We start from the raw sequence: 13,017 nt of genomic DNA, 5'->3' as shown, positions 1-13,017 counted from the left end.
CAACTAAACGTTGAATTTACGAAACCATACGTTGAAATAAAAACAACCATACCTTGATTTAGTCTATAAACGATATTTAGTTTTATTAAGCTTTATTCAGGTATGGTTTATTTAAATGTGCTCTCAAAAAACAGTTGAGTTACACCTTTTCTCGCCTAAGTAAACATCCACGTCGATATATACCTGAGAGTCAGAGGGCTTTTTTTGCTCTTCGTCGACGCCAAAGCTTGTATATTTCTTCAACAATCAATAAACCACACGCCATGAAGAATAACTCTAGCATTTGTTCCAGCGAAATGGGGTGGAGCTCAAGTACATCGCTCAGTCCCGGCGTGTAAAGTGCAGCAATGTGCACCAACAATGCCGTTGGCACGGCCAACATTAAGAACGGGTTGGCTTTAAGCGAGTGGGAGAATAGGGAACGAGTTTCTGAACGAGCATTGAGTGCCCGAATGTTACCAAATAGCACCATTAGCATCAGTGTCAGATTGCGGGCTTGTTCTATCGACTCTCCGGATTGCAGCAAATAATAATAGTTGATAAAGGCGAGACCACCCATCACGGTGCCTGAAAGCAGCACATGCTCAATCAGAAGGCGATCAAAGATACGTTCATCGGGACTTCGTGGCAGACGGTTGAGCTCGTTGCCTTCTTTAGGTTCAAATGCCAGAGCCACATCTTGTAAGCCATTGGCTATTAGGTTTAACCAAAGCAATTGTACCGCTATCATCGGCATTGGTAAGCCGGCGATGACAGTCAAAAAAAACAACAAAATCGCGGAAAAGCCCGTTGCAACCAACAGAGCGATTACCTTGCGAATATTATTGTATACGACCCGTCCTTGCTCAATTCCAGCGACTATTGAGGCAAAGTTATCATCGGTAATGATAAGGTCTGCCGCTTCTTTTGCTACGTCGGTGCCACGCTTACCCATTGCGATGCCAGTGTTAGCTCTTCTCATTGCTGGAGCATCGTTGACACCGTCGCCGGTGACAGCGACGAAGTGATTTTGCCGCATCAGGCTGTCGACGATCATCTCTTTTTGCTGTGGCTCAATACGCGCAAATACCCTTGATGAGCGAATAAGTTCATCCATTGCATCCGCCCCTTTCGTGACCACATCGTGAATTACACTGCCTGTGACAACGGAGTCATTGGCTTTACATAAACCGAGTTCAATCGCGATAGATTTCGCCGTGGACGGGTGATCGCCTGTGACCATAGCCACTTCTATACCCGCTGAACGGCAATGTCGAATGGCCTCGAACGCTTCCTGACGTAGTGGGTCGATCATTGCTACCATGCCTAGGAAACACATTTTTTCGAGACGATGATGTTCATCAACCTCTCTTTTGGCGAGGGCGATCAGACGGTAACCTTGTTGAGCCAGTTCTTCAAATTGCTGCTCAAGTCGGGCACGGTCGATGTCAACGGGCCCAAGGATCGTTTCCATCTGATCGCACATGTGAAGCATTTTTTCTGGGCTACCTTTGGCATAGAGCCATTTGGTGTCGCCATCATAGTTTACGCTGCCGCAGTAAGCCTTTTCAGGCTCATAGGGAATCAGTTCTAATTGAACCTGTTGCCGACGAAGATCGCTGATAGACATGCCCAACTTTTTTGCGAGTACCAAAAAAGCAATATCAACGATATCGCCATCAGACACCCATTCACCGCCAGCGTAATTCAGGTGGCTTTCATTGGCGAGAACACCTGCAATACAGAGTTCCCTGAGGTGATGCAGTTCCGAGGACGCGTGAACCTTGCCTCCTGGAGCCACGCCTTCGCCCGTTACCTGAACGTGGTTTCCATCGGGTAGCATTACGTGGCGAATGGTAAGTTCGTTCACCGTTAGGGTGCCAGTTTTGTCGGAGCAGATAAAAGTACATGAGCCAAGCGCCTCTACTGCTACTAGTTTACGAATAATGACGTTGTTTCTTGCCATGCGCCGCATACCGATAGCTAAGGCAACGGTTAACGCAACTGGCAATCCTTCAGGAATTACTGATACCGCGAGACCGATAGTCATCAGAATGATGGCTTCAGGGCTGTAGCCACCATTGAGTAACATCAATACGGTTAGTATTAAAATTGCGACAAAAATCCCTTGGGCTACCTGATAGGTAAAGCTTTTTATTCGTATCATAAGAGGTGGCTCTGAGACTCGCTCGCGAGTAACGTGGTTGGCGATTTTGCCAATTTCCGTATTCATCGCAGTTGCAGTCACTATCGCCTGAGCACGCCCATGTGTGACGATACTAGAAGCAAAACACTGATTAAATCGCTCAGATAAAGGAGCATCTTCCGCTATATCTGCACAGGCATTTTTACTTACGGCCAGTGACTCCCCGGTGAGTAACGACTCATCGACGGCTAAGTTCTGACTACTTAACAGGCGCACGTCGGCTGGCACTTTGTCGCCAGAAGAAAGCAGCACCAGATCCCCTGGCACGACTTCTTCTACTGCTATCGTCATGCCAATTCCATCGCGGATAACATGGGTTTCTCCTTTTACCATATTGCGTAAAGCAGCAGCCGAGCGTTGAGCTGAGTACTCCTGAACTGTCCCTATGATGGCGTTTAAAAACAATACTGACAGGATAAATACCCCGCCAGCGTGCTCTTTAAGAACAAAAGAAACCACTGCTGCGATCAGCAAGATATAAATGAATGGGCTAAAAAACTGTCTCAGTAAGATGGTGAATGGGCCAGCCAGCGATGGTTCCGGCAACTGGTTTGGCCCATAACGTTTCTGTTTGTCCAATACCTCTTGCTGTGTAAGGCCACTATAATGTTCCGGCGATTGGCCATTTACTTCAAATGAGTCATTGGACATCTATGCGACTCCTTCTGATACCTTTGTGTTTTAATGGTCAGAATCCTCGATTCCCATCACTAATTCCGTCATTGGGATTAGGCTGTCCGGATTCAGCGAGATGGAGCCTATACCTTGTTCAACCAGCCAGCGAGTTATCTCTGGAAAATCAGACGGTGCCTGGCCACAAATACCGACGTATTTATCTCGTTTCAGACAGGCTTCAATCGCCATACTCAACATCCGCGTAACCGCCTCATGACGTTCATCATATTGTGTTAGCAATCCTGAGTCTCGGTCTACACCTAGCGTTAACTGAGTCAGGTCGTTGGAGCCGATGGAATAGCCGTCACAATGTTCCAGGAATCGATCCGCAAGAATCACATTGGAAGGTATTTCGCACATGGTATAGAGCTTGAGTCCATTATCGCCACGTTGAATGCCATGAGAGGCCATTAAGTCTTGCACCGATACTAAATCTTCAGGTGTGCGTACAAATGGCAACATCACGGCGAGGTTGGTCAAGCCTTGTTGCTCACGAACGAGGCGCACCGCTTGACACTCAAGCGCGAAACAATCGGAAAAACTGGCATCGAAATATCGTCCAGTTCCCCGAAATCCGATCATAGGGTTTTCTTCATGTGGTTCGTAGGCGTCACCTCCAAGCAGGGAGCGGTATTCGTTCGATTTGAAATCGCTGAATCGAATAATCACGGGTTTTGGATAGAAGGCTGCGGCAATAGCTCCAATACCTTCTGCCAATCTATTCACGTAAAACTGCGTTGGAGATGGATATCCAGCTATTCGTTGCTGAATTTGTTGTTTGAGGTCTTCATCTAAAGTGTCAAACTCCAACAGAGCGCGAGGGTGAATACCAATCATGTTATTGATGATAAATTCAAGTCGTGCCAAACCCACACCATCATTTGGTAACTGGGCAAATTCAAACGCCATGTGAGGATCCGCCAAATTGAGCATCATTTTTGTCGCTGGCCGATGGGAGAAATTCACTTTATGTTCCACAACGTCGAAGGGCAGATAGCCGGGGTAGACATATCCATCATCGCCTTCGGCACAAGATACCGTGACTTCATCACCTTGACTGAGTAACTCAGTCGCATCACCAGACCCAACGACAGCGGGAATGCCAAGCTCTCGTGCGATGATAGCGGCGTGACAAACCCGGCCACCACGATTGGTCACTATTGCAGAGGCTTTTTTCATTATCGGCTCCCAATCTGGGTCGGTAATGTCTGATACCAGGACTTCACCTTGCTGCAACAATTCCATCTCTGACTTATCTTTGATAATGCGGGCCTTACCACTGGCGATTTTTTTACCAACACTTCGCCCTTGAACCAAAGCAGGAACTTTATCATTGTTATGCAGTTTATAGGTGGCGCTAAAACTTTGTGAATGCTGTGAGTGAACCGTTTCAGGCCGGGCTTGAAGAATGAAGAGTTGGCCGGTTTCCCCGTCTTTTGCCCACTCTATATCCATTGGCATGGAATGACCTGCCTTCTCGGAGTAGTGCGCTTCTATCAGCACGCCCGCTTTGGCAAGTGCAAGTACGTCGTCGTCATCAAGCGAAAACTGATTTCTCAACTGTTCAGAAACGGAAACATTGCGGGTTGAGGTATGCTCGGGATCCACATTGTCATAAACCATCTTGACCGCTTTTTCACCGAGATGGCGTTTGACGATAGGTCGAAGTTCACCAGTCAAAAGTGGTTTGAAAACAAAAAATTCATCGGGTGAAACGCTCCCCTGTACTACATTCTCGCCAAGGCCGTAGGCGGCATTGATAAGAACGAGATCGCGAAAACCGGACTCTGTATCGAGGGTAAACATGACGCCTGCCGACCCTAAATCAGAACGCACCATTTTTTGGACCCCTATCGACAGTGCAACCTGGCGGTGAGCAAATCCTTGATCAATGCGATAACTGATCGCGCGATCGGTAAATAAGGACGCAAATACCTTTTTGCTGTAGAACATGAGTTCATCAAATCCAGTTACATTCAGATAGGTATCTTGCTGCCCCGCGAACGATGCGTTGGGTAGGTCTTCTGCAGTAGCGCTACTGCGTACGGCGACGTCACAGTTTGGACCGTATCGCTTTTCTAGTTCGGCATACGCCATCGCCATCTCGATTTTCATTTGTTCGGTGAAATCACCACCGAGGATGTGTTGACGTATAGATGCGGCAGTGGTTTGAAGCGCATCAAGATTGGTTTTGTCTAGGTTGTCCAACATCGAATAGATGGTTTCATCTAGTTGGTTGTACCGTAAATACTCTCGAAATGCTTCGGCGCTGAGCGCAAAACCATCGGGCAGACCTATGTCTCCAGTCCCTAAAAAACCGGTTAACTCACCTAGAGAAGCGTTTTTACCGCCCACTAATGGCACATCATCGATCGTTAGTTCATTGAACCAATAAATATAGTCGTATCCTGTCATGCTCGTCTCCTTGTCCAAAGGAATAGGCGCTATAAGTATAGATGCCTTACTGGCTGTGAAAGGAGAAGTTGCATGTTTCGTGTTCTATATCAATACACAGGATAAAACGATATCAAACGGGTGTGATGTGAACCGAAGTTGAGTTCAGTGAATCACGACCAAAGTCGCGACCCAGAGTATAGCGCGTAGAGCACTTAAAGCCGCTTTTTCAGCGCTGTGCTTTGCAAAGTTAAAAGACGTGAATAATAGTCGATTGGCCCGGACGCCTCGCAGTTTGAAGCAATTGGTCAATGTACCGTAATCTGTACCGTAATCGTCAAAAATTAATCCCTATTAATTTGAAGGTATGATCAAATATCAACCAAAATACTACGTGTTAACTGCCTACCTAAGAGGCTCAGTGGAAAAAAGCAAAGGGCATGCGACGGCGAACAATGATGTATTTTATTGAATCGAAGAAGGTTTGTGTTTTGGCGCGATAGGTGGCCAGGTTAATAGAATGTGGCGAAGAGTTTTAGCAGTAAGTAATTGCTCTCATATCCAAAGAAAGCAACTGAGAAAATTATAATTCAGGTTAGTTTGTTGTTATATGACGTTTGACGTTGAGTATAAAGCTAGCGATTGCAAATAATCGTGATTCCAAAGGTGATAGGGTGTATGGCAGCGGATTGTTATTTGATTGCGATTATTTTAGAAGAGCTTTGTTTGAAATGTGTAGGTGCATCTAATTTGAAGGTTCTATTTTCTATGCGTTGTGTACTAGTTATTTCTGTGCAATTTCTTTAGTTTAATTTGCATGATGAAACGCCTTTCTGTAGTCTCTAGGGCTAACTCCAACACTTTTTTGGAATTGCTTACGCATATTTTTAGGCGAGCCTAATCCCGATGCGTACGATATTTGTTCAATAGTTAGCTCGGTTGACTCTAAAAGCTGTTTGGCATGTTTAATTCTGGCATAGTTCAACCATTCGAACGGAGTAAGGCCAAGTTCATGCTTGAATTTTCTACTGAATGTTCTTGGTGTCATGTAAACTCGTTCCGCCATTTGTTCTATTGAATAGTTATCAGCTAAATTTTCTTCTATCCTACAAATTAAATTGTAAATTTGACTTTTCTCTGTTGTAGAATGGTTTTTATTGATAAATTGCTTTTGACCACCATCCCTATGCATTTGTACCACAGAAACTTTGGCCAATTCATTAGCTATGTTGCTACCCAAATCCAAACTAACGACATATAAACACAAATCTACACCTGCAATGGCTCCCGCGGAAGTTAGAATTTGTCCATTGTCGACATACAATACGTCTGGATTTACGTTTAACCGAGGGTACATTTGTTTGAGTTGCATTGCATGCAGCCAGTGTGTGGTGACCTCCAACCCATCAAGCAGACCTGAAGAAGCCAGAACGAAAGCCCCTGTGCATATCGACAATAGACGTCCAGATTTTTCAACGTGTTTATGAAGGGATGAGGACAACTGTTCTGATACTGGAGAAGTTAAATCTGAGACTCCAGGTATGATAATAGTGTCAGCATTAGCTAAGTGTTCTAGAGAATATAACACGTTAATTAACAACCCATTTTTCTGTTCTATATCATCCGTTGCGCAGAAATAAACGTGATACGGTGCTTCACCTGAAGGAAGCCTTGCTCGACTAAATGTTTCGTATGCTAGTAATGCGTCCGCCAATACAACTTTGTTGAATAGGACAATGGCTACGTTGTGTGTACGTGGCGGTTTAGGTGCGCAATTTGTCATTTCTAATACTTTTCCTGCTTAAAACACATTGTATATTTACTATAAAGTAATTGCTTCTATTATCAAACTGGTTCAGTTTGATTGTTAAAGGCAATTTTTAAGAATTTATAGATTTAATAACTCTACAAGGTCGAAATTATGGCTCTTACATTAACACAGTCTAAACCTAAACCAAGCAAATTTTGTATGCTATGTAACTTCATCAAAAGTGACATAAATACTACAACAGAGCGGGCACGAAACATACTGTTGAGAAAGAAAGCCCCTTATGTTTCCCCTGAATATTATACATTCCCGGATACAAAAGCTTGTCAGGACGCATTACACTTGGTTAAGCAGCACAGTCCGAATTTCTTAGTCAATCACAGTATTCGAAGCTATGCATTTGGATTGGCGATGAGTCATAAGGTTCAAAAAAAAATCGATAAAGAAGTGTTTTTCATTGGTTCCATCATGCATGACATTGGGTTAACAGATCTGGCTCCTCAACAAGATACCTTTGAAATCGAGGGTGCTAGCATTGCACGCGACTTTTCTATTAGCCATAATCTGACGTCTAATCAAGCTGACCTTATTCATGAGATGGTCGCTCTCCATAATTCTGTAGGTGTTGCCCACAAACATGATCCTGAAGTTGCATTACTTCACTATGGTGCTGGAGCAGATGTTGCGGGCCTTTGGGTTCATGACATCCATAAAAATACACTTCACGAAATTCTAGATTTATATCATGACAAAGGATGCAAAGAAGGAATGATGCACCTGATTAAAGACCAGGTTTTACGTAAGCCAGAAAGCTATATGTCAACGATGGTAGAACTCGGATTCTTAAAGAAAATGGCCAAAAACAATTTAATAAAAAGTGCATGATATGCACCTACAAGGTTATTATTTTTACCTACCTTGTATATAGCAAATTTGGCTACAAAAAATCACCATGTGTTATGATAAATTTTAGTGTGGTAGGGTGACGAGAGTGTCAAATTATCACAGTCTGAGTAAAGCCTGTGGTCCCACAGGCTTTACTTATAGAAAAGGAGCGGTTGTACCTGTGTACTCTTACACACCACCTCCGGAATGATAACAACTAATAAGTAGACCGGAAGTGGAATTTTGAGGTAACGAAGAATCTTAACTCCAAACTACTAATAGCATATGTATACAATGGTAATGCTTTTGAAACGGTCAACTCAAAATCTTCCTGACCTAGTTCTTTACTCAATTTGTCATAGTATATCGACACGAATAGTGTCCTGTTAATCACAGTGACGCTTACTTTATGGAGTGGTTGCTGCAATACCGGGTAATCTTCTTTGCGACGGTTTGAGCTGCTTTTTTTACATCCGGTGTTACCTCTTGCTGGCACAGTTCATAGTTACAAATTTCGATCGCCATTATGGTGAGTTTTGGTAATGGCTTTCCCAGCGACCGCAATAATTGCCAACACTGAGGGAAGGCCAACAGGTGACTGCTGTATGCGTGGTTTAGACTTCCATCATCGAGATGGGAAACATCATGGGCTGAAAGTTTGTGGATGGCTCCAGGATTAGTCGGTGTATCAGGCATTATCGCATCGACCACGACAAGGTATTCACAATCCAAAAAGTAAGGTAACGCCCTTGCGCCAGCATTTCCGGCGTAGTTAAGTTGTACTTGATCCGCCCAAAATGGTTTAGCGTCCAGTTCATATTGGAGCAGTTCGAACACTAACAGGCCGACACTGTCATCTGCACGAAGAGAACTGCCAAAACATACGATATTAATCATAGTTACCCGAATTAGCTGTTTTATCATTTGAAGCCCGATTCACTTTAAAGGTCAAAAAGTGAGTAGAGCAGGAGATGCAAGGGTCATAGTTGCGAATGAGTTGTTCGCAAAATTGTTTCAGTTCCTGGTCGCTGTGTTCCAGGCCATAGCGAGGTACAGCGTTACGCAAATCCTTTTCTATACGTGCCTGATTCTGACTGGTGGGTGGAATAATGCTGCATGCGAGGACTTTGCCCGCTTCATCAAATTGGTAGCGATGATAAATTAATCCACGCGGCGCTTCGGTCGCATGGCAGGTAGTTCCGGCTATAGGGGTAACCTCGACATAGGGTTTCGTTGGAATCTCCAGCGCGGTCAATAGTGTGAGTATTTCCTGGCAGGCATAGTGGATTTCTAACGCCCTTATCAGAATAGAATCATGCATGTTGCGACTTGCACCCATTTGCCCTACGGCTTTCGCCAATTGCTGGGTGTCGATATCGAGCTGAGAAAAGTTATGATTAAATCGTGCCAAAGGGCCAACCAGATAATCACTTCCATCTAATAGAGAATATAGAGCGGTTGAATGGGGTTCTTGATGCTCGTGGAAATGTTCGGTATAGGCTCCAATGTCGATAACGAGTCCAGACGCACTGACGATGTGCCCCTGATTAACAGGGTAGTGGTGAGCGGACTTCAAGCTCACATAATCGAATGGTTGCGGGTAGTCCGGTATAGAAAGGGTAGCAAGGTAGTTTACTAAAGATTTGGACAGCTTCCGTGCCTCCTCAGCTTGGGACTGCATTGCTAAAAGTTCATCCAATTGGGGGAGGGCTTCAAACCCGCCAACCCTCAGGCCAATTGGGTGCACACTACGCCCCCCTAGCAACGCCAGTATTCGATTACCGAAAGCCTGAAGCAGAATGCCCCGATTAAAAATATCGGGGTGCGCTTTAGCCATCTCCAGTCCGTTGTTGAAACCAAGAAAATCAGGCAACGCCAAGAAATGAATGTGCAGCGCATGGCTTTGTATCCATTCCGCCAAATTCATTATTCGACGAAGTTTTTCGATAGACTCTGGTACTTGCACGTTGAACAGCTTCTCCATCGCCAGTATTGACGTGAGCTGATAGGCCATAGGACAAATGCCGCAAATACGAGCGCTCAGTTCAGGGACATCAGAGAAACGCTTACCGACCAGAAACTGCTCAAATAGACGAGGGGGCTCAAATATCTTTAGGTGAACCTGCTCTAACTTCCCTTCGCTGGCATCAAGTTCAAGCGAGGCCTCGCCTTCCAGGCGGGTAATAAACGGTACGTTAAGGTGAATAGTTCGCTTGCTCACTGCTTTTCTTCCTTATGTACGATCCAGTGCTCAATTTCAGCACGAAACTGCGGAGTGTCACCATGAAACTGAGCAAAACGCTGGGCAATATCAGAGTCGACCGCACCTAGCCCCTGCATCCGATTTGCCAGACTGCGCGTATTCGGTTGCTCTGAGGGACCATAACAGCCATAACATGCCTTACCATAAGAGGGACACATTGCCCCGCACCCTGTTCTTATTACTGGCCCAAGGCATAGAGCCTGCTTCGTGACCATTACACAAACGTTCTGTTGCCGTTTACATTCCATACAGAGCTTTTCTTTTTCTAATTTTGGCTTTGCGCCAACAAGCAATTGTGACAAAAAGCGCAGCAGTTGTTCTGTAGATACGGGACAGCCCCAAAGTTCAAAATCAACGTTAATTGCTGTAGCAACTGGTTGGGAGTGCGCCAGAGTGGCAATGTGTTCTGGAGCGGCATAGACCCGCGCTTTCAATTGGTGTGGTTCGTCATACAAACAGGCCAGGTTTCTTAATGCCTGAACGCCACCCGATGTTGCGCAGGCACCCACGGTGACCACCAGTTTACTCAACGCTCTTACAGACTTTATTCGTTCCAGGTCGTGAGGTGTTGATATGCTACCTTCTATAAACGCGACATCCACAGGGCATTCTGGGTTATCGATGCCCACCTCGATAAAGTGACATATCTCTATATGTTCCAGTAGGGAAAGCAATCCCGGTCCTTGATTGATAAAGGCCAGCTGACAACCTGAGCAAGAGGTCAGTTTATGAACCGCTATTTTTGTTTTTGTTGTAGTCACTATAACCCCCAAAGGCCAAACCAAGGTTTTATGCTGGGGAAATGAAACACGGGACCGTCTTTGCAAACGAAGTAAGGGCCTATTTGACAGTGACCACAAAATCCTTGTCCACACTGAAAATTACGTTCCATGCTCAAGTAACAGGCATCATCAGGCACGCCGATCGACTCTAACTGCTCTAGAGCAGCTTTCATCATGATTTCTGGGCCGCACATCATAACGATACAGTTGTAAGCATCAAAGCGAGCTTGTTCAAGCAGTCCTGTCACCAGACCCAGTTTCCAGTGTTGCTTACGTTTGTGTTCTTCACTGGCAGCTAATAAAACCTGGCACTGATGCTGGTCGCGCCAAATCTCATATTGAGGAAGCCACAGCAGATCCCGATGGTGCTTAACCCCTTGTAAAATAACAATACGGTTGTGGTTTTTACGGGTCTGCACGGCATGTTTTATAGCGGCGACCACAGGCGCACAACCAAGACCGGCGGTAATAAATATCAAATCCTTACCAATGGCCCGTTCAATGGGCCAGCCTTGTCCAAATGGCCCACGTATGCCCAGTTGTTGTCCAGGTATTAGATTGGTTAAGGCGTGCGTTACGCGGCCGACGGAACGAATCGTATGGAGCAACACATTCTCTTGTCTTCCCATGATTGAAATAGCGACCTCGCCGACACCGAAGACAGAAAGCATATTGAATTGGCCAAACTGAAACTCAAACGGCGTATCGGATTCAATTCGTAAAGACATGGTAACCACACCCAAGGTTTCTTCGGATTTATCTTCCAGCGTCGCGGTAATAGGCGTCATGGCGCGACTCATGATATCGGAATTATGTTGTTTACAAAGTTGAGCCTTCACGTTTCCGTTCCTTAGTCAGTGCTGGATGAAATGCACTCCAATTAAAAAAGATTTATTTGTTGTCTGATGACAGCCGAGACACCAGAGATGACGCTTCTTCGACTAAATCGATCGCCACCGGACACCAGGTAGAACAACGACCGCAACCCACGCAACCCGAACGGCCATATTGTTGATGCCAGAACACCAATTTATGTAGCATCCATTGTCGGTACCGTTCTTCAATTTCTGGTCGATAGTTCTTACCAAATATGTGTCCATGTTCTTCGCTGAAGCACGAATCCCAGATCCTTACTTGCTCTGAATTGGACTGAATAAGATCGGGGGCTGACTCTTGGGTGCTACAGAAACAGGTTGGACAAACCTGAGTACAGTTACCGCACGCTAGGCAGCGCTCGGCGATGTCTTGCCAGTCTTTTTTCTTCAGTCCACTAACCAGTTTGAGCAGGTTGTCGAGTTCAGGTAGTTTTTTGGAGCCTTGTTCAGAGCGCGCTTTAGAGATTTGCTGTTGAGCAGTTACTTCTTGGGCCTGTGTGGCAGGTTCTAGCACCAGATGCTGTATTACGTCCAGTCCACGCTTACTATTACTCTTTACTAAAAATCCATCATCAAGTTCATCGATTAATACATCGTAATTAGTGGTGACCTCGGGCCCATCGCCCGTAGAGACGCAGAAACACTGCTCATTACTTCTGCTGCAATTGACAGCGACCAACAGTATGTTTTTCCGATGCTGCTGATAGAAGTCGTCAATATAAGCGCCTTGTAGAAAATGCTGGTCATGAATTGCCAACGCAGCCAAATCACAGGCTCTTACTCCTATAACTGCGATAGGCTCAACGTCTTGCTCAGGTGACTTAAATTGCAGCTGACCATCGTTGTCAGAGCAGGTCCATAGTGTCTCCCGAGTCTTAAACAGCAGGGGCTTCAACGCCTGCGGTCCAGTATTCCACGAAAAATATCGATTGGATTTATCTTCTACTAAGGTATAGCGACCAGACTGCTGCAGATCAATAACCGAGTGAGTCAGTTCAGATGGGGTGGTAACGGTATCAAACACAATCGTATCGTCCCGAACAGTCGGGCCTATGATTTTATAGCCTTGACGATGCAATGCTTCAAACAGGGAGTGAAAGTTTGCTTTCCCTAGCCAGCCTTTTTTGGTCTTTGAGCTATTTTTCAAGAGAAAATCTCCGCTATCCATTTATTTAGTATAGACACTCTTT

The 13,017-nt window shown here is 45.2% G+C and carries 9 protein-coding genes; 1 reads left to right on the top strand and 8 read right to left on the bottom strand.

The genetic code is table 11. The features are described 5' to 3' along the window. Positions 1 to 190: 190 nt before the first annotated feature. The 3 genes from C4S60_RS00265 to C4S60_RS00255 all read right to left on the bottom strand — a co-directional run bounded on the left by C4S60_RS00265 (position 191) and on the right by C4S60_RS00255 (position 7,037). Positions 191 to 2,836: a cation-translocating P-type ATPase gene (locus C4S60_RS00265; RefSeq protein ID WP_103878316.1), complete on the bottom strand. Its 2,646-nt coding sequence runs from the start codon at positions 2,834 to 2,836 to the stop codon at positions 191 to 193. A gap of 30 nt (positions 2,837 to 2,866) precedes the next feature. Next, positions 2,867 to 5,275, bottom strand: coding sequence for a phosphoenolpyruvate synthase (gene ppsA, locus C4S60_RS00260; RefSeq protein ID WP_103878315.1), 2,409 nt, complete (start codon positions 5,273 to 5,275; stop codon positions 2,867 to 2,869). A 787-nt stretch (positions 5,276 to 6,062) separates the two neighbouring features. Next, the gene (locus tag C4S60_RS00255; RefSeq protein ID WP_103878314.1) at positions 6,063 to 7,037 is read right to left on the bottom strand and encodes a GlxA family transcriptional regulator; all 975 of its coding nucleotides are present in this window, start codon (positions 7,035 to 7,037) and stop codon (positions 6,063 to 6,065) included. Positions 7,038 to 7,175: 138 nt separating this feature from the next. Here C4S60_RS00255 and C4S60_RS23395 point away from each other — a divergent pair, with 138 nt between their 5' ends. Beyond that, the gene (locus C4S60_RS23395) at positions 7,176 to 7,907 is read left to right on the top strand and encodes an HD domain-containing protein (RefSeq protein WP_208623224.1); all 732 of its coding nucleotides are present in this window, start codon (positions 7,176 to 7,178) and stop codon (positions 7,905 to 7,907) included. A 402-nt stretch (positions 7,908 to 8,309) separates the two neighbouring features. Here the strand turns inward: C4S60_RS23395 and C4S60_RS00245 are convergent, their stop codons facing one another. Genes C4S60_RS00245 through C4S60_RS00225 form a run of 5 tightly spaced genes read right to left on the bottom strand, consistent with a single transcriptional unit; the run spans position 8,310 to position 12,974 of the window. Further along, on the bottom strand, positions 8,310 to 8,804 hold the full coding sequence (locus tag C4S60_RS00245; protein WP_160111307.1) for a hydrogenase maturation protease: 495 nt from the start codon (positions 8,802 to 8,804) through the stop codon (positions 8,310 to 8,312). Then, a complete protein-coding gene (locus C4S60_RS00240; protein ID WP_103878312.1) occupies positions 8,797 to 10,128 on the bottom strand; it encodes a Ni/Fe hydrogenase subunit alpha in 1,332 nt (443 codons plus the stop codon). Before C4S60_RS00240 ends, C4S60_RS00245 begins: the two co-directional genes overlap by 8 nt. Beyond that, positions 10,125 to 10,931 carry an NADH-quinone oxidoreductase subunit B family protein gene (locus tag C4S60_RS00235; RefSeq protein ID WP_208623223.1) on the bottom strand — a complete coding sequence of 269 codons (807 nt, stop codon included), beginning with the start codon at positions 10,929 to 10,931 and terminating at the stop codon, positions 10,125 to 10,127. The genes C4S60_RS00240 and C4S60_RS00235 overlap by 4 nt, the downstream gene beginning before the upstream one ends. Continuing rightward, positions 10,931 to 11,791, bottom strand: coding sequence for an FAD/NAD(P)-binding protein (locus C4S60_RS00230; protein ID WP_208623222.1), 861 nt, complete (start codon positions 11,789 to 11,791; stop codon positions 10,931 to 10,933). The genes C4S60_RS00235 and C4S60_RS00230 overlap by 1 nt, the downstream gene beginning before the upstream one ends. Before the next feature lie 52 nt (positions 11,792 to 11,843). Continuing rightward, positions 11,844 to 12,974, bottom strand: coding sequence for a 4Fe-4S dicluster domain-containing protein (locus tag C4S60_RS00225; protein ID WP_160111306.1), 1,131 nt, complete (start codon positions 12,972 to 12,974; stop codon positions 11,844 to 11,846). Positions 12,975 to 13,017: the final 43 nt, after the last annotated feature.

The organism is Vibrio hangzhouensis (assembly GCF_900107935.1).
Lineage (GTDB): Bacteria > Pseudomonadota > Gammaproteobacteria > Enterobacterales > Vibrionaceae > Vibrio > Vibrio hangzhouensis.
Note: the sequence above shows the minus strand (reverse complement) of the source record. Positions and strands in the feature narration are given on the sequence as shown.